The sequence below is a fragment of the Nonomuraea sp. B1E8 genome (genome assembly GCF_039871515.1).
GTDB lineage: Bacteria > Actinomycetota > Actinomycetes > Streptosporangiales > Streptosporangiaceae > Nonomuraea.
Genome location: NZ_JBDPLS010000007.1, coordinates 372465 through 389465, shown reverse-complemented (window position 1 = coordinate 389465; position 17001 = coordinate 372465). Strand labels below are relative to the sequence as shown.

Annotated in this window: 18 protein-coding genes; 15 read left to right on the top strand and 3 right to left on the bottom strand. The window is 70.6% G+C overall.

What is annotated here, in order from left to right:
* Positions 1 to 9 precede the first annotated feature (9 nt).
* The 13 genes from ABGA98_RS24950 (at position 10) to ABGA98_RS24890 (ending at position 13133) form a co-directional block, all read left to right on the top strand.
* Positions 10 to 1479 carry a leucyl aminopeptidase gene (locus ABGA98_RS24950; protein ID WP_347620813.1) on the top strand — a complete coding sequence of 490 codons (1470 nt, stop codon included), beginning with the start codon at positions 10 to 12 and terminating at the stop codon, positions 1477 to 1479.
* Positions 1480 to 1529: 50 nt separating this feature from the next.
* Complete coding sequence (gene lpdA, locus ABGA98_RS24945; RefSeq protein WP_347620812.1) at positions 1530 to 2894, top strand: dihydrolipoyl dehydrogenase; 1365 nt, start codon at positions 1530 to 1532, stop codon at positions 2892 to 2894.
* A gap of 38 nt (positions 2895 to 2932) precedes the next feature.
* Positions 2933 to 4396, top strand: coding sequence for a 2-oxoglutarate dehydrogenase, E2 component, dihydrolipoamide succinyltransferase (sucB, locus tag ABGA98_RS24940; RefSeq protein ID WP_347620811.1), 1464 nt, complete (start codon positions 2933 to 2935; stop codon positions 4394 to 4396).
* Positions 4397 to 4663: 267 nt separating this feature from the next.
* Positions 4664 to 5557 (top strand): TIGR01777 family oxidoreductase, encoded by an 894-nt coding sequence (locus ABGA98_RS24935; RefSeq protein WP_347620810.1) that lies wholly within the window; start codon positions 4664 to 4666, stop codon positions 5555 to 5557.
* A gap of 42 nt (positions 5558 to 5599) precedes the next feature.
* Positions 5600 to 6337 carry a peptidase E gene (locus tag ABGA98_RS24930; RefSeq protein ID WP_347620809.1) on the top strand — a complete coding sequence of 246 codons (738 nt, stop codon included), beginning with the start codon at positions 5600 to 5602 and terminating at the stop codon, positions 6335 to 6337.
* 37 nt (positions 6338 to 6374) lie between these two features.
* Entirely contained in the window at positions 6375 to 7064 is a 690-nt protein-coding gene (lipB, locus tag ABGA98_RS24925; RefSeq protein WP_347620808.1) for a lipoyl(octanoyl) transferase LipB, read from the top strand.
* A 59-nt stretch (positions 7065 to 7123) separates the two neighbouring features.
* Positions 7124 to 8110, top strand: a complete 987-nt coding sequence (locus tag ABGA98_RS24920) for a hypothetical protein (protein WP_347620807.1) — start codon at positions 7124 to 7126, stop codon at positions 8108 to 8110.
* 52 nt (positions 8111 to 8162) lie between these two features.
* Positions 8163 to 9092, top strand: coding sequence for a lipoyl synthase (lipA, locus tag ABGA98_RS24915; RefSeq protein ID WP_347620806.1), 930 nt, complete (start codon positions 8163 to 8165; stop codon positions 9090 to 9092).
* 150 nt (positions 9093 to 9242) lie between these two features.
* Positions 9243 to 10202: a helix-turn-helix domain-containing protein gene (locus tag ABGA98_RS24910; RefSeq protein WP_347620805.1), complete on the top strand. Its 960-nt coding sequence runs from the start codon at positions 9243 to 9245 to the stop codon at positions 10200 to 10202.
* A 159-nt stretch (positions 10203 to 10361) separates the two neighbouring features.
* On the top strand, positions 10362 to 10748 hold the full coding sequence (locus ABGA98_RS24905; protein WP_347620804.1) for a VOC family protein: 387 nt from the start codon (positions 10362 to 10364) through the stop codon (positions 10746 to 10748).
* Positions 10724 to 11536, top strand: a complete 813-nt coding sequence (locus ABGA98_RS24900; RefSeq protein WP_347620803.1) for an alpha/beta hydrolase — start codon at positions 10724 to 10726, stop codon at positions 11534 to 11536. The genes ABGA98_RS24905 and ABGA98_RS24900 overlap by 25 nt, the downstream gene beginning before the upstream one ends.
* A gap of 152 nt (positions 11537 to 11688) precedes the next feature.
* The gene (locus ABGA98_RS24895; protein WP_347620802.1) at positions 11689 to 12369 is read left to right on the top strand and encodes a DUF4191 domain-containing protein; all 681 of its coding nucleotides are present in this window, start codon (positions 11689 to 11691) and stop codon (positions 12367 to 12369) included.
* On the top strand, positions 12369 to 13133 hold the full coding sequence (locus ABGA98_RS24890; protein WP_347620801.1) for a methyltransferase domain-containing protein: 765 nt from the start codon (positions 12369 to 12371) through the stop codon (positions 13131 to 13133). The genes ABGA98_RS24895 and ABGA98_RS24890 overlap by 1 nt, the downstream gene beginning before the upstream one ends.
* Here ABGA98_RS24890 and ABGA98_RS24885 read toward each other — a convergent pair.
* From ABGA98_RS24885 to ABGA98_RS24875, 3 genes are read right to left on the bottom strand one after another with little or no spacing between them, the layout of a single operon-like run.
* Positions 13114 to 14052: a hypothetical protein gene (locus tag ABGA98_RS24885; protein ID WP_347620800.1), complete on the bottom strand. Its 939-nt coding sequence runs from the start codon at positions 14050 to 14052 to the stop codon at positions 13114 to 13116. The genes ABGA98_RS24890 and ABGA98_RS24885 overlap by 20 nt on opposite strands.
* Positions 14030 to 14668 carry a helix-turn-helix domain-containing protein gene (locus tag ABGA98_RS24880; RefSeq protein WP_347620799.1) on the bottom strand — a complete coding sequence of 213 codons (639 nt, stop codon included), beginning with the start codon at positions 14666 to 14668 and terminating at the stop codon, positions 14030 to 14032. Before ABGA98_RS24880 ends, ABGA98_RS24885 begins: the two co-directional genes overlap by 23 nt.
* A gap of 58 nt (positions 14669 to 14726) precedes the next feature.
* On the bottom strand, positions 14727 to 15188 hold the full coding sequence (locus ABGA98_RS24875) for an RDD family protein (protein WP_347620798.1): 462 nt from the start codon (positions 15186 to 15188) through the stop codon (positions 14727 to 14729).
* A gap of 68 nt (positions 15189 to 15256) precedes the next feature.
* Between ABGA98_RS24875 and ABGA98_RS24870 the strand changes: the two genes are divergently transcribed.
* Both ABGA98_RS24870 and glnA read left to right on the top strand, forming a co-directional pair.
* The gene (locus ABGA98_RS24870) at positions 15257 to 15409 is read left to right on the top strand and encodes a hypothetical protein (protein ID WP_347620797.1); all 153 of its coding nucleotides are present in this window, start codon (positions 15257 to 15259) and stop codon (positions 15407 to 15409) included.
* A gap of 94 nt (positions 15410 to 15503) precedes the next feature.
* Positions 15504 to 16928 carry a type I glutamate--ammonia ligase gene (glnA, locus tag ABGA98_RS24865; protein WP_347620887.1) on the top strand — a complete coding sequence of 475 codons (1425 nt, stop codon included), beginning with the start codon at positions 15504 to 15506 and terminating at the stop codon, positions 16926 to 16928.
* The last annotated feature ends 73 nt before the right edge of the window (positions 16929 to 17001 follow it).

The following is a 17001-nucleotide window of genomic DNA, read 5'->3' as shown; positions in this document are numbered from 1 at the left end:
TCGGTTTACGTGACCACTGTGCGGCTGAACTCAGCAGATCCCGTCTCCTTCGACACCGACGCCCTGATCGTCGGCTTCAGGTCAGGCCACGACGGCCCCCGGCCCGTGACGGGCGACGAGTCCCTCGACACGGCCTTCGGCGGCAAGCTCGCCGCCTCCCTCGCAGCCGTCGCCTTCACCGGCAAGGCGGGCGAGCTGGCCAAGCTGCCGACGTTCGGCGCCACCGCCGCACCGCTGCTGGTCGCGGTCGGCCTGGGCGACTCCCCCGACGCCGACGGCCTGCGCCGGGCCGCTGGCGCCGCCGTGCGCTCGCTGGCCGGCACCGCGCGCGCCGCGCTCGTCCTGCCCGCGGACAGCCCCGACGAGGCCGAGGCCGTCGCGCTGGGCGCGCTGCTGGGGGCGTACACGTTCTCCCGCTACCGCACCGACGGCGAGCAGAAGCCGCCCGTCTCCGAGCTCACCGTGGTCTCCGGCCAGCCCGAGGGCGTGGCCGAGCGCGCGAGCGTGCTGGCCGAGTCCGTCGCGCTGGTGCGCGATCTGGTCAACACGCCGCCCTCCGACCTGTGGCCGGCCAAGTTCGCCGAGATCGCCGAGCAGTCGGGCGGCGAGGCGGGGCTGAGCGTCGAGATCCTCGACGAGAAGGCGCTCAAGGACGGCGGCTACGGCGGCCTCATCGGCGTCGGCCAGGGCTCGGCCAACCCGCCGCGCCTGGTCCGCCTCTCCTACACCCACCCCGAGGCGAGCAAGACGCTGGCGTTCGTGGGCAAGGGCATCACGTTCGACTCCGGCGGCCTGTCGCTCAAGCCGTCGGCCTCGATGGACTGGATGAAGTCCGACATGGGCGGCGCGGGCGCCGTGTTCGGCGCGCTGATCGGCATCGCCAGGCTCGGCCTGCCCGTCAACGCGATCGGCTACCTCTGCCTGGCGGAAAACCTGCCCAGCGGCACCGCGCAGCGCCCCTCCGACGTCATCCACAGCTACAGCGGCAAGACGGTCGAGGTGCTCGACACCGACGCCGAGGGCCGTCTGGTGCTCATGGACGGCATCGCCAGAGCCGCCGAGGACGACCCCGACGTGATCGTCGACGTCGCCACCCTCACCGGCGCGCAGATCGTGGCGCTGGGCTGGCGCACCGCCGGAGTCATGGCCAACGACGACGCCGTCAGGGAACTCGTCCTCGAGGCCGCCAGGGCCGCGGGCGAGGGCGCGTGGGGCATGCCGCTGCCCGAGGAGCTGCGCAAGGGTCTCGACTCCCCGATCGCCGACCTCGCCAACCTGCAGCCGGAGCGGTGGGGCAGCATGCTGACGGCGGGCATCTTCCTGAAGGAGTTCGTGCCCGAAGGAGTGCGCTGGGCCCACATCGACATGGCGGGGCCCGCGTTCAACAAGGGCGAGCCGTACGGTTACATCCCGAAGGGCGGCACCGGTGCGATCACCCGCACGCTCATCGGACTGGCAGAGCGGCACGCGAGCATCTGAAACAAATGAAAAGATGAGGGCATCACAACACCCCGACAAGGAGCCTTCCTGTGGCCTATGACATCGTCGTCCTAGGTGGCGGCAGCGGCGGTTACGCCTGCGCGCTCCGGGCGGCCGAGCTGGGCAAGTCGGTCGTCCTGATCGAAAAGGACAAGATCGGCGGCACCTGCCTCCACAGGGGATGCATCCCCACGAAGGCCCTGCTGCACTCCGCCGAGGTCGCCGACGAGACCCGCGAGAGCAAGTCCTTCGGCGTCAAGGCGCGCTTCGACGGCATCGACGTCCAGGGCGTCCACGCGTTCAAGGACAAGATTGTCACGCGGGCGTGGAAGGGCGTGCAGGGCCTGCTGAAGGGGGCCGGCGTGACGATCGTCGAGGGCGAGGGCCGCCTCGCCGGCCCCGGCCGGGTCCAGGTGGGCTCCGAGGTCTACGAAGGCCGCAACGTCGTCCTGGCCACCGGCTCCGCCCCCAAGACGCTGCCCGGCCTGGAGATCGACGGCGAGCGCGTCATCACCAGCGAGCACACGCTCACGATGGACCACGTGCCCAGCTCGGTGATCGTGCTGGGCGGTGGCGTGATCGGCGTCGAGCTGGCCAGCGTCTACCGCTCGTTCGGAGCCGAGGTCACGATCGTCGAGGCGCTGCCGCACCTGCTCCCCACGGAGGAGGAGTCCAGCTCCAAGCTGCTGGAGCGGGCCTTCCGCCGCCGCGGCATCAAATACGAGCTGGGCGTCTTCTTCGACGGCGCCAAGACCACCGAAACCGGTGTGGTCGTCACGCTCGCCAACGGCAAGACCCTCGACGCCGAGCTCCTGCTCGTCGCCGTCGGCCGCGGCGCCGTCTCCTCGGGCATGGGCTTCGAGGAGCAGGGCATCGCCATCGAGCGCGGCGCCGTCGTGGTCGACGAGCACTGCCAGACGTCCGTGCCGGGCGTCTACGCCATCGGCGACCTCATCCCGACGCTGCAGCTCGCCCACGCCGGCTTCGCGGAGGGGATCATGGTGGCCGAGCACATCGCCGGCCTCAACCCGCCGCCCATCGACTACGCGGGCGTGCCGCGCATCACCTACTCCGACCCGGAGGTGGCCTCCGTCGGGATTACCTCGGCGCAGGCGGCCGAGCGCGGCATCGAGATCGTCGAGCAGGTCTACGACCTGGCGGGCAACCCCAAGAGCCAGATCCTCGGCACCTCGGGCGCCGTGAAGGTCATCGCCCAGAAGGACGGCCCCGTCGTCGGTGTCCACATGGTGGGCAGGCGCATCGGCGAGCTCGTCACGGAGGGCCAGCTGATCTACAACTGGGAGGCGCTGCCCGCAGAGGTCGCCCAGCTCGTCCACGCACATCCGACGCAGTCCGAGGCAGTCGGTGAGGCGATGCTGGCCCTGGCCGGCAAGCCGTTGCACGTACACAACTAGTCCAGCCCTCGAGATCAGAACGCGAGAGAAGAATAACGATGCCGGTCTCCGTACAGATGCCCCAGCTCGGCGAGAGCGTGACCGAGGGCACCGTAACCCGTTGGCTGAAGAAGGAGGGCGAGCGCGTCGAGGCCGACGAGCCGCTCCTCGAAGTGTCGACCGACAAGGTCGACACCGAGATCCCGTCGCCGTCCGCGGGCGTCCTCACCAAGATCGTGGTGGCCGAGGACGAGACGGTCGAGGTCGGGGCCGAGCTCGCCGTCATCGACGAGAACGGCCAGGCGGGCGCCGCCGCGTCGGCTCCCGAGGCGGCCCCGGCCGCCGAGCCGGCCCCGCAGCCGGCCGCGCAGCCCGAGCCTGAGCCCGAGCCCGCGCCGGCTCCTCCCGCCTCCTCGATCCCGCAGCCGGCTCCGGCCCAGCCCGCCCCGGCTCCCGCGCCCGCCCCGGCCCCGCAGCCCGCCCCGCAGGCGCCGGCCCCGGCGCAGCAGGCTCCGGCCGCCGAGCCCACCCCGATCCCGTCGGGCGACAGCCCTTACGTGACGCCGCTGGTGCGCAAGCTCGCCAACGAGCACGGGGTCGACCTCGACTCGATCACCGGCACCGGCGTGGGCGGCCGCATCCGCAAGCAGGACGTGCTCGAAGCGGCCAAGACGCAGCGCGAGCAGGCCGCCCAGGCCGCGCCGGCGCCCGCCGCCGCCCAGCCCACCGCCGCTCCCGCCCCCGCGGCCCAGGCTCCGGCCGCCGCCGCGGCGCCCGAGCCGGTGGAGGTCGACACGACGCTGCGCGGCCGCACCGAGAAGATGTCGCGCCTGCGCCAGACGATGTCCAAGCGGCTGGTCGAGTCGCTGCAGACGGCGGCGCAGCTCACCACCGTGGTCGAGGTCGACGTCACCAGGATCGCGCGGCTGCGCGAGCGGGCGAAGGCCGACTTCTTCCGCCGCGAGGGCGTCAAGCTGTCGTTCATGCCGTTCTTCGAGATGGCCGCCATCGAGGCGCTCAAGCAGCACCCGAAGCTCAACGCGACGATCAACAACGAGACCATGGAGGTCACCTACTTCGACGTCGAGCACCTGGGCATCGCGGTCGACACCGAGCGCGGCCTGATCGCGGCGGTCATCAAGAACGCCGGCGACCTCAACCTCGCCGGGCTCGCCCGCAAGACGGCCGACCTGGCCGAGCGCACGCGTGCCAACAAGGTGACCCCTGACGAGATCACCGGCGGCACGTTCACGCTGACCAACACCGGCAGCCGGGGCGCCCTGTTCGACACGCCGATCCTCAACCAGCCGCAGGTGGGCATGCTCGGCACCGGCGCCGTCGTGAAGCGGCCCGTGGTGATCGACACGCCTGAGGGCGAGGCCATCTCCGTGCGGTCGATGGTCTACCTCGCGCTGACCTACGACCACCGGCTGGTGGACGGCGCCGACGCGGCGCGCTTCCTGACGACGGTCAAGCGCCGTCTCGAGGAGGGCCGCTTCGAGGCCCAGCTCGGGCTCGCGTAGCCACAGGATGTCGTGACGCCGGGCGGTCCGCACGGGCCGCCCGGCGTCCGCATGTAACCCTGCCTCCGAGCGGACGCCCAGGCACAGGGGTTCGAACGACTCCCCGGCCTCGGACGCGAAGGGCCACGACGGCAACACGCACGGCTTCCTGGCGGGGCGCGACGTCGCGAACGGAGCGGCCCCGCGACAGCGCGCCGCCTCCCGCGCCGGGGCGACACGTGTGAGTGACGACACGCCGCCGGAAGGGCGGCGGCGTACATTGGGATGATGGCGATCATCGTGACGGGGGCGTCGGGGCTGCTCGGCTCGGCGCTGGTCGAGGGGCTGCGGGCCGAGGGCCGTGAGGTCGTCAGGCTGGTACGCCGGGAGCCCCGCGGAGCCGGCGAGGCCTTCTGGCAACCGCGGGAGCAGGTGATCGACCTGGCCGCGCTCGAGGGCGCCGACGGCGTGGTCCATCTCGCCGGGGCGTCGATCGGCGACCGGCGGTGGAGCGAGGCGTACAAACGCGAACTGGTCGCCAGCCGGGTGGAGGGCACCCGGGTGCTCGTCGACGCCCTGCGGGAGCTGGAGGCGCCGCCCAGGGTGCTCCTGTCGGCGTCCGGTGTCGATTTCTACGGCGACACAGGGGATCGGGTGATCGACGAGAGCCAGGGCCGGGGCGAGGGTTTCCTGGCGGACATGTGCGCGGTGTGGGAGGGCGAGGCGGAGCGGGCCGGGGAGGCGGGGATCAGGACCGCGTTCGCGCGTACGGGGCTCGTGCTGAGCCGCCGGGGCGGGGCGCTGGCCCGGATGTTGCCGATCTTCAGGATGGGGCTGGGGGCGCCGCTCGGGTCGGGCAAGCAGTACTGGTCGTGGATCAGCGTGGACGACTGGGTGGGGGCCGCACTCCATGTCCTGAAAAATCAGGACGTAGACGGGCCGGTGAATTTCACCTCGCCCTCCCCCGTCACCAACGCCGAGTTCACAAGAACGCTCGGCAAAGCCCTGCACAGAAGCACGATGCCGCTCCCCGTGCCGGCGTTCGCGCTGTCCGCGGGGCTCGGCGAGTTCGCCCGCGAGGCGCTGCTCCCCGGCCACCGGATCCTGCCGGCGAAGTTGTCCGCCTCTGACTACCGCTTCGCGCATACCAGTCTCGACGAGGCACTCAGCGCCGTACTCTAGGATGCCGTTCCACTACTTTCAGCACGTCGGGAGATTCTTGACATGATCCGGTCAGGACAGTCGCACATCCTCGCCATCGGCGGTGGATCGTTCCGCCCGAGCAACCGCTACAGCTTCATCGAGGCGAGCCCGCTGCTGCGCTACGGCCTCGACCTGACCGGACAGGACCGCCCGAAGCTCGGCCTGGTCGCCACGGCGCTCGGCGACTCGAGCGACTGGCTGCTGAAGATGTACGGCGCCTTCGCCGGGTGGGACGTCGAGCTGAGCCATCTGACGGTGTTCCCGATGCCCAACGTGCCCGATCCCCGGGCCTGGATGCTCGAACAGGACATGATCTACGTCAGCGGCGGCAGCGTCGCCAACCTGATGGCGTTGTGGCGGCTGCACGGCCTGGACGAGGCGTTCGACGAGGCGTGGCGGGCGGGCGTGGTGCTGTCCGGGCAGAGCGCGGGCGCGTTGTGCTGGCACGTCGGGGGCAACACCGACTCCTTCGGCCCGGAGCTGCAGGTTTGGGCCGAGGGCATGGCCCTGCTCCCCTACTCGTGCGGCGTCCACTACGACTCCGACCCCCAGCGCCGCGAGCTGTTGCAGAGGTCGGTGGCCGACGGCGAGCTGCCCGGCGGATACGCCGCCGACGAGGGCGTCGGGCTGCACTACGTGGGCACCGAGTTCATCCAGGCCGTGACCGTCGAGCCGGGCGGCTACGCCTACAAGATCGAGCACGACGGCGCCGGCGGGGTCAAGGAGCACAGGATCGAGCCACGGTTGCTGACCCCCTGATTACCCTTCGAAGGTAAGGGAACGGCACAATAGGCTCATGCGCCCCATCCGCGGGGACGATCCCCAACTCGCCATCGTCCGCCTAGGTGTCGACGTCCCCTACGAGCAGGCCTGGTCGCTGCAGCGCTGGGTGCACGACAAGCGGGTCGCCGGCGAGCTGACCGACACCGTCCTGTTCCTGGAGCACGCGCCGGTCTACACCGCGGGCAAGCGCACCGCCCCGCATGAGCGACCCGCCGACGGCACCCCGGTCATCGACGTCGACCGGGGCGGCCGGCTCACCTGGCACGGCCCCGGGCAGCTCGTCGCCTACCCCATCGTCGCGATCAACGACGTGGTCGCCTACGCCTGCCGCCTCGAAGACGTGATGATCCAGATCTGCGCCGACTTCGGCGTCACGGCCAGGCGCGTACGCGGACGCGGCGGCGTCTGGGCCGCCGGCGAGCCCAGCCTCGGCCTGCCCGACCGCCAGCTCGGCGCGGTCGGGTTGCGCGTCACGCGCGGCGTCACCATGCACGGCTTCGCCCTCAACTGCGCCAACGACCCGCGCTGGTTCAACCGCATCACGCCGTGCGGCATCCCCGGCGTGGGCGTCTCCTCGCTGTCGGCGGAGACGGGCCGCCGCATCGTGGTCGAGGAGGTCATGCCGATCGCGGAGAAGCGGCTGGCCGAAGCGCTCGGCAAGGAGCCGTACGACCTGCACGAGGAGGATCTCCTCCGCCGGTAACCGTACCGACACCTGACCGTGCCGGAAATAGGGGCGTATTCCGGCTTAGGCTCGCGCGTGTGACGTCCATCCTGGCTTTTCTCCTCGCGCTCGTGGTGCATCTGCTGACGCTGGCGTTCGTCGCCTTGGGCGGATGGATCATCATCAGCCACCCGGGCTCCCTGATCGCGTGGTTGTTCGGCGGCGCGAGCGTGGCCATCGGGTGGGCACTGCGGCCACGCCTGGGCGGCGGCCTGCCCGCCGACGCCGAGGTGCTCGACCGCGCCAAGGCTCCCCAGCTGTACGCCGCCGCGGAGCGGGTGGCCGACCGGGTGGGCGTCAAGCGCCCCGCGAAGGTGGCGGTCCTGGACCTGACCACGGACACCCGGTACGTCCGCGCCGGCCTCCTGCGCACCCCCGTCCTGCTGGTCGGCCTGCCGCTGTGGCTGGCGCTGCCGCCGAGGCAGCGGACCGCCCTGCTGGCCTCGGCGTACGCGCAGACCCCGACCGGCGGTGAGCTGGTGGTGAACGGCGCCCTGGACACCCTGGCGGCGTGGCATGACGCGCTGCTGGGCGCCAAGCCGCTCCAGGTCAGGGAGGAGGCGCAAACGACGATCGCCGCCTCCTCCCTGGGCGCGCTGGACCATCCGGGGACCACGTACGAGGTGGCGGGCTTCTTCGGCCGCCTGCTCGGCCGGGTGCTGGGCGTGCCGCTGCTGCTGCTGGAGTACACGCTGACCAGGCTGGCGCGCGCCGGCGAACACCGGGTCCTGGCCCGGCGTCGGGCGCTGACGCTGCGGGCCGCCTCCGCCGGGGAGATCGCGGCACTGGAGGAACTGGCGGCCAGGGGCGGCTACCTGGCGCCGATGCAGGCGGCGGCGCTGCGCGGCGAGAGCGTCACGTCGATCAGGCAGAACGCGCTGGCCAGGTTCCGGCTCACCGACGACGGCGTGCTCACCTCCGTCCCGCACTCCGAACTGCTGGGCGCCCACGAGTCCGAGCGGATCGACGAGGAACTGCTCCTCCACTACACCCGGGCGATCGGCGGGTTCGGCCTGGTCACGTGAGCGCGTACGCCCCCTCGGACAGCGCGGTTCGCGGGAGACGTAAGCTGAGAACGTGACCGTTGCTCCTGAAGGCCGAAAGCTCCTCCGCCTGGAGGTGCGCAACGCCGAAACCCCTATCGAGCGCAAGCCCCCGTGGATCAAGACCAAGCTGAAGACGGGCCCCGAATACACCGAGCTCAAGTCGCTGGTGCGCCGGGAGGGCCTGCACACGGTCTGTGAAGAGGCGGGCTGTCCCAATATCTACGAGTGCTGGGAAGACCGCGAGGCCACCTTCCTCATCGGCGGCGACCAGTGCACGCGCCGCTGCGACTTCTGCCAGATCGACACGGGCAAACCCAAGGAATACGACCGCGACGAGCCCCGCAGGGTGGCCGAGTCCGTCCAGCAGATGGGCCTGCGCTACGCCACCGTCACCGGGGTGGCCCGCGACGACCTGCCCGACGGCGGCGCCTGGCTCTACGCCGAGACCGCGCGCCAGATCCACGCGCTGCTGCCCGGCTGCGGCGTCGAGTTGCTGGTGCCCGACTTCAACGGCGACCGCGACCAGCTGGAGGAGGTCTTCTCCAGCCGGCCCGAGGTGTTCGCGCACAACGTCGAGACGGTGCCGCGGATCTTCAAGCGCATCCGCCCGGCCTTCCGCTACGACCGTTCGCTCCAGGTGATCACGACGGCTCGCGAGGCCGGGCTGGTCACCAAGTCCAACCTGATCCTGGGCATGGGTGAGACGCGCGAGGAGATCACCGAGGCCATGCGCGACCTCCACGCCGCCGGCACCGACCTGCTGACGATCACCCAATACCTCCGGCCGACGCCGCGCCACCACCCGGTGGAGCGGTGGGTCAAGCCGGAGGAGTTCGTCGAGCTGCAGGCGGAGGCCGAGGCCATCGGGTTCGCCGGCGTGCTGTCCGGGCCGCTGGTCCGCTCGTCCTACCGGGCGGGCAGGCTCTACAAGCAGGCCATCGAGGCACGCCAGACCGCTTGAGCGGCCGGCCGGGCCCCGGGCGCGCACCGCCCGGGGCCCTGCCGTACCAGCGCTGCCGTACCAGCGCTGCCCTGTCCGCCCTGCCCTGTCCGCCCCGCCCTGTCCGCCGCCATTAGCATGGCCAGGGTCGCCGACGGGAGGATGACGGACATGGCCGTGCTGATCCGGACCAGCGACTTACCCGCCAAGAGCCGCCACGACGCCTGGCGGGCTCTCGTGTGTGACACGCTCGGCCCGCTTGACCTGCGCATCGACCCCGACGCTCCGCTGCGGGGCGAGATGGAGCTCGGCCAGCTCGGCTCCGTGGGAGTCGGCAGGGTCCGCACCTCCACCCCGCACAGCGTTCACCGCACCCCCGGCCTGATCCGGCGCGACAACCCCGACGTCTACCGGGTCGTGCTGGCCGTGTCGGGCAGCCCGCGGATCTCCCAGGACGGCCGGGCCACCCAGCTCCGCCGCGACGAGTTCGCCATCTACGACTTCACCCGCCCGTACGAGCTGGCCTACGACGGGGCGGTGCAGCTCGCGGTGTTCAGCCTGCCGCACGACCAGCTCGCCCTGCCTCCGGGCGCCATGTCCGAGCTGACGGCGCTGCCCATCACGGCGGAGACCGGCGCCGCCGCGCTCGCCGCCCCGCTGCTGCGCAGGGTGGCGTTCGACCTCGAGAGTTACCAGCCGGCCAGTGCCGCCAGGCTGGCGACCGTGGTGCTCGACCTGATCGGCACCGCCGTCGCCGAGCGCATGGAGCAGGCCCAGGCCCTGGTGCCCGACACGCGCAGGCGCACGCTGCTGCTGCGCGTCCGCGCCTTCATCGAGGAACGCCTCGGCCAGGTCGACCTCGACCCCGCCGCCGTCGCCGCCGCCCACCACATCTCCGTGCGCTATCTGCACCGGTTGTTCGAGCAGGAGCACACAACCGTGGCGGCCTACATCCGCCAGCGCCGTCTGGAGCGCTGCCGCGCCGACCTGGCCGACGCCGCGATGCGCGACCTGTCCGTGAGCAGCGTCGGAGCCAGGTGGGGGTTGCCCGACTCGGCGCACTTCAGCAGGTTGTTCCGGCGCGCGTACGGGGTGCCGCCCGCGGAGTACCGCCGCTCCGGCATGCTCTGAGCAGCATGCGGACCGGCGCGCTTTGAGCAGCATGTGTGCCGGCCCGATCTGAGCACAGTGCGCTGAACGTCAAGTCGCCTGGCATGCAGATCCAAGACCCGGGAGCCACCGGTCGGCAGACTCAAGGGTGTTCCTCCCCAACGATGAAAGGTCTCGGACATGCAGCTTTTCGTGAACCTCCCGGTCAAGGACCTGGAGCGGTCGAAGGAGTTCTTCACCGGCCTCGGCTTCCAGCTGTTCGGCGCGTCCCCTGACATGGCGTCGGTGATCATCAGTGAGGAGACGCAGGTCATGCTGCTCACGGAGCCGGTGTTCGCCCAGTACATCACCAAGGACGTCGGCGACGCCGCAAAGGCCACCGAGTCGATCCTGGTGCTCGGCGTGGAGAGCCCGGCGCGGGTGGACGAGCTGGTGGACAAGGCGCTGGCGCTCGGCGCCACGCCCGCGGGCGTGCAGCCGAACGACGGTTTCCGCTACCAGCGCGGCTTCGCCGACCTCGACGGCCACCACTGGGAGGCGTTGTGCCTGATCCAGCCCGCCGGCTGAGCGGCAAGGCGACCTCGGCGGACGGCACCGCCATCGCCTTCGACCGGTACGGCTCGGGACCCGTCCTCGTCCTGGTCAACGGAGCCTTCACCGACAGGGGGCACGCCACGCTGGCGAGCGTGGCGTCCGCCCTGGCCCCGTGGTTCACGGTCGTCAACTACGACCGCAGGGGCCGCGGCGACAGCGGCGACACCGGGCCGTACGCCGTCGAGCGGGAGGTCGAGGATCTGGCCGCCGTCATCGGCACGGCGGGAGGCACGGCCATGGTATTCGGCGGCTCGTCGGGGGCCGCGCTGGCGATCGAGGCGGCGGCCGTGCACCCGGAGATCTCCAAGGTGGCCCTGTGGGAGCCGCCGTACCACGTGGACGACAGCGCGCCCCCGCTGCCGGACGACTTCGCGGCGCAGCTCGACGCCCTGGTGCGGGCGGGCAGGCGGGGCGAGGCGGTGGAGCGGTTCATGGTGGAGGCCGCCGAGGCGCCGCCCGAGGCCGTCGCCGCGATGCGCGCGTCGCCGTCCTGGGCGCCGATGGAGGCGGTCGCGCACACCCTCGCCTACGAGGCGGCCGTGATGGGGCCGGGCAACCGGTTGCCCGCCGGCCTGGCGGCACTCACCCAGCCGACGCTCGTGCTCAACGGCGAGGCCAGTCCCGCGTGGATGGCTCGGGCGGGGCAGGCGGTGGCGGCGGCGGTGCCGGTGGCGGTGCACCGCGTGTTGGACGGGCAGGCGCACAACGTGGCGCCGGAGGCCCTGGTGCCCGAGCTGCTGGAGTTCTTCGTCGCCGCGTGAGGACGAGCGCCCGGCGTGCGGTCGGCGAAGGCCCGGCGTAGGGTCGGCGGGCGCCCGGCGTGCGGTCGGCGTAGGTCACGATCCAGCTTGGAAGGGACAACGGCCGGGCCGCGTTTTCCATCCGGCACCAGTTGGTTTGTATCCTTCTGAGCATGGCGAAGTCCGAGGACCCAGAGAAGCCGGGGCGCATCAAGCAGCTCCGCATGATCGCGAAGATCATCAAGCAGGCCAATCCCAAGGGGATGCCGATCGTCTTCCTCTCGGCGGTGGGCACGCTGGCCGTGGTCGTCGTGATCGGTCTGGTCACGGACTACTTGTGGTATTCGGTGTTCATCGGCGTGCTGGCCGCGTTCACCGTCGGCCTGGTGGTGTTCGGGCAGCTGGCGCAGAAGGCCCAATACTCCATCCTGCACGGCCAGACGGGCGCCGCGGCGGCGGTGCTCCAGGGCATGCGGGGCAACTGGCAGGTCACCCCGGCCATCGCGGTCAACCGCGACCAGGACCTGATCCATCTCGTGGTCGGCTATCCGGGCGTCGTGCTGGTGTCCGAGGGGCCGGGCAACCGGGTGGCGAAGATGCTGGCGTCCGAGAAGAAGCGGGTCGCGCGGGTGGTGCTGGGCGTCGAGATCTACGACATCCAGTGCGGTGACGGCGAAGGGCAGGTGCCGATCAGCAAGCTGCAGCGCCACATCATGAAGCTGCCGCGCAACCTGAAGAAGCCCTCGGTCAACGAGGTCAAGGACCGCCTGCGGTCGTTGCCGAAGAACATGCCGATGCCCAAGGGGCCGATGCCCAAGGGCGCCCGCATGCCGCGCGGCCCCAAGATGCGCTAGTGCCGTCGGTCTCGTCGCGGGCCAATCGCGGCTGGTGGGACGGCAACGCCGACGATTACCAGGTCGAGCACGGCGGCTTCCTGCGTGACAGCGGGTTCGTGTGGTGCCCGGAAGGCGTGGACGAGGCCGCCGCGCATCTCCTCGGGGAGGTGCGCGGCCGGCGCGTGCTCGAGATCGGCTGCGGGGCGGCGCAGTGCGCCAGGTGGCTGGCGTCTCAGGGGGCCGAGGTCGCCGCGTTCGACATCTCCCACCGCCAGCTGCTCCACGCAAGGCGCATCGACCTCGACACCGGCCTGCGCGTTCCCGTGCTGCAGGCCGACGCCGAGTCGCTGCCCTTCGCCGGGGCGTCCTTCGACCTGGCCTGCTCAGCGTACGGAGCGCTGCCGTTCGTGGCCGATCCCCTCGCCGTGTTCCGCGAGGTGCGCAGGGTGCTCAGGCCAGGTGGCCGGTTCGTGTTCTCGGTGAGCCATCCCATCAGGTGGGCGTTCCCCGACGATCCGGGGCCGCGCGGCCTGACGTCCGACCGGCCCTATTTCGACCGGTCTCCCTACATGGAGCACGACGAGCACGGCGCCGTGACGTACGTCGAGCACCACCGCACGATGGGCGACTGGGTGAATCTGCTGGTGACGTCGGGGTTGACCGTCACCGGCCTGCTGGAGCCCGAATGGCCCGAGGGGCACGAGCGGGTGTGGGGTGGCTGGAGCCCGCTGCGCGGCCGTCACCTCCCGGGCACGGCCATCTTCAGCTGCTCGCGTTCCTAGCGGCCATGGCGTGGAAGACCTCCTTGGGCTCCCACCTCTTCTCGTCCAGCATCCTGACCACGCCGTACGAGCCGAGGTCGGCCTCGCCGGTCCTGTTGTAGGCGGCGAAGGTGAACCACAGGGCGGTGTCGACGCCCTCCTGCTCGAAGATGTCCATCAGTTCGGTGTAATAGCGGACCTGCTCCCCCTCGTCGCGCACCGCGCCTTCCGGCACCACCCACGCCGAGCCGCCGCGCTCGCCCGCCCCCTGGTAGGGGCAGGTGCCGAACTCGGTGACGGCGACCGGCTTGCCCGGCTCGAAGTGCGCGCGCAGCTCGTCGGTGAAGTCGTGCGCGTTGTACGCGGCGCGGTAGGCGTCCACGCCCGCCACGTCGAACGGCGCCCAGTCGACCGGCTCCCACGGCCCGGCGGCGTAGCTCAGCCGGCCTCCGAACAGCGGTCGCACGGTCTCGGCCACCTTCGCCAGGTAGGTGTTGAAGCGCGGCATGACCTGCATGAGCGTCGTCCACCACGTCACGTCGCCGGTCATCATCGTGTTGAGCCGGTCGCGGTAGGCCGCTCCCTCCATGAAGCCGTGGCCGAAGGCGGTGATCTCGCAGCCAGTGACCAGCACTATGTCGCCGCCGGCGCGGCGCAGTGCCTCGGCTCGCCCGGCTGACTCGGCGAAGAGCGCCAGCATCTCGTCCTCCGTCAGGTCCACGGGGAAGGGGGCGAACCAGACCTCCAGGCCGGCCGCCACCGCGTGTTCGGCGGCGGCGGCGATGCGCCCGGGGTCGCGGCCGGAGATGCGGACCGAGTCGCAGCGCAGGTCGCGGGCGATGGTGCGCATGTCGCGCTCGACGTCGTCGAGGTCGAACGACCTGCGGCTCAGGTCGTCACCTGGGAGGAACCCGGTGTCATAGTTGATGCCCTTCTTCATGCTTCTCCTCGTGCGTATGTGTCAGCCCGTGCTCCAGGAGGTCGAAGGCCACCTCGATGTCTGCGGCCAGCCGCCTGGCCGTCTCCTCCAGCGGCGCGCCCGCGGCGAGCCGGTGGAAGAAGGCCTCCTGGAGGGTGGTGATGGCGGCGGTGATCTGCGCGGCCATCAGGTGCGCCGTCAAATCCGGCTCCCTGCCCCCGGAGAGGGCCGCGGCCAGCTCGTGGCGCTGGCCCATCTGGACTCCGTGCACCGCGGCCAGCAGGGCGGGGCTGGACGAGATCACGCGGATCCTGGTGATCAGCGTCTCGACGTCCAGGTCCTTCGCGACCGGCACGGCCGTCGCCCGGTAGTGCGCGCGCAGGGCCCCGATCGGCGAGCATCCCTCAGGGCGGCCGGTCACGATGGCGGCCATGTCGTCGTGCACCCCGTCGGTGACCAGGCACTCCTTGGCGGGGAAATAGCTGAACAGCGTCACCTTGGCGACCCCGGCCGCCTCGGCGATCTCGTTGACGGTTACCTGGTCGTAACCGCGCTCGTCGAACAGCCGCAGCGCCACCTGGGAGATGCGCCGGCGCGTCTGCTCCTTCTTCCGCTCCCTGAGCCCCGCCATCATCATGCGAGACAGCATAAACCATACCAGGTTCATTTTTGAACCCGGTATGGTTTTTCTTGGCTCACATGCGGACGACCATTGTGTTGGACACGCGGTCGTGCACCCCGCGGTGGTCGCGGTCCCAGATCAGGGCCGGCAGGGCCAGGGCGAGCAGCACGGTGCGGACCACCACGGGCAGCAGCCGCGGATTCCCGCCGTCCATCGCGGCGACCCTGATGCCCGCCAGGCGGTGCCCGAACGTCTGCCCCATGAGCCCGACCAGGATCAGATACTGCACGGCGAAGGCGAGCACCGGCGCCCACGGCGAGTCCGCCGGGTTCATCTGGAACAACAGCTGCACGACGACCCACGTGCAGATCATCCAGTCGATGACGAGCGCGGCGATCCTGCGGCCCCAGCCGGCGATCGACCCGCTGCCCTCCTCGGGCAGCCCGAGGCGCTCCCCCGGATATCCGAGATCGACCCCGGCGGAGCGGAGCCCGCCCAGCCACGTCTGCGTCCACCGAGGTTCCTTGCCGCTCATGGAGTCAACGGTAGCCGCCCGATGAGGCGGTCCGCTTCGTGACCCGGCCGCGTCGCGGAGCCGCCATCATGGACGCCACGCCCGCCCGTTGCGACGTGGACGGCGGCTGCATCCACTCGCCCGCCGGCAGCGTGCCGCCCACCGGCGTGCCCACGGGCCCGTACGCGCTGGAGGACATCCCGTCCGGCGACGGGGGATGTGAGCCGTCGCCGCCCGCGTGACCCCGCGTAACACGTGCGAAACAATCGAGACACCGGACGGAAACGGCCAAGCTCTAGCGTCGGCATGATGGCCAGTCCCCAGGGAGGTTCGAGAGTGTTCAACTCCGCCGACGACGTCCTGAAGTTCATCAGTGACGAAGGGGTGCAGTTCGTCGATGTCAGGTTCACCGACCTGCCGGGGACGACGCACCACTTCACCTTCCCGGTAGAGAACTTCAGCGCGAGCGTCTTCACCGACGGGCTCATGTTCGACGGATCGTCGATCCGTGGATTCCAGGCGATCCACGAGTCCGACATGCTGCTGCTGCCCGACCCGGCCAGCTCCGTGGTCGACCCGTTCCGCCAGCACAAGACGCTCAATATCAACTTCTTCGTGCACGACCCGCTGACCGGCGAGGCCTACAGCCGCGACCCGCGCAACGTCGCGCGCAAGGCAGAGGAATATCTCAAGGGCACCGGAATCGCCGACACGGTCTACTTCGGCCCCGAGGCCGAGTTCTACATCTTCGACGACGTACGCTTCGAGACGCGGCAGAACGCCGGCTACTACTACATCGACTCCATCGAGGGCGCCTGGAACACCGGCAAGGCGACCGAGGGCGGCAACCTCGGTTACAAGCCGCGTTACAAGGGCGGCTATTTCCCGGTGCCGCCGATGGACCACTTCACCGACCTGCGCTCCGAGATGGTGCGCAACCTCATCGAGTGCGGCATCGACGTCGAGATGCAGCACCACGAGGTCGGCACGGCCGGGCAGGCGGAGATCGACTTCAAGTTCGGGACGCTGCTCAAGACCGCCGACAACCTGATGCTGTACAAGTACATCATCAAGAGCACGGCGCTCGAATACGGCCACACGGTCACGTTCATGCCCAAGCCGATCTTCGGTGACAACGGCTCCGGCATGCACTGCCACCAGTCGCTGTGGAAGGACGGCTCGCCGCTGTTCTACGACGAGGTCGGCTACGCGGGCCTGTCCGACACCGCCCGCTACTACATCGGCGGCCTGCTCAAGCACGCGCCGTCGCTGCTCGCCTTCACCAACCCGACGGTCAACTCCTACCACCGTCTGGTGCCCGGCTACGAGGCCCCGGTCAACCTGGTCTACTCCCAGCGCAACCGTTCGGCCTGCGTCCGGATCCCGATCACGGGCTCCAACCCGAAGGCGAAGCGCATCGAGTTCCGGGTGCCCGACCCGTCGTGCAACCCCTACTTCGCGTTCTCGGCGATGCTGATGGCCGGCGTCGACGGCATCCGCAACAAGATCGAGCCGCCGGAGCCGGTCGACAAGGACCTCTACGAGCTGCCGCCGGAGGAGGCCCGCCAGGTGCCGCAGGTGCCGGGCTCGCTCACCGACGTGCTCAACGCGCTGGAGGACGACCACGACTACCTTCTCGAGGGCGGCGTGTTCACGCCCGACCTGATCGAGACGTGGGTGGCGTACAAGCGCGAGAACGAGGTCGACCCGATCCGGCTGCGCCCGCACCCGCACGAGTTCGAGCTCTACTATGACGTGTGACGGTGGGGTTTTCCGGCCTCGGCGATCGTCCCGGAAACGGGCGCTGAGCTGGGAAAACCTTGTCGTTAGTTGT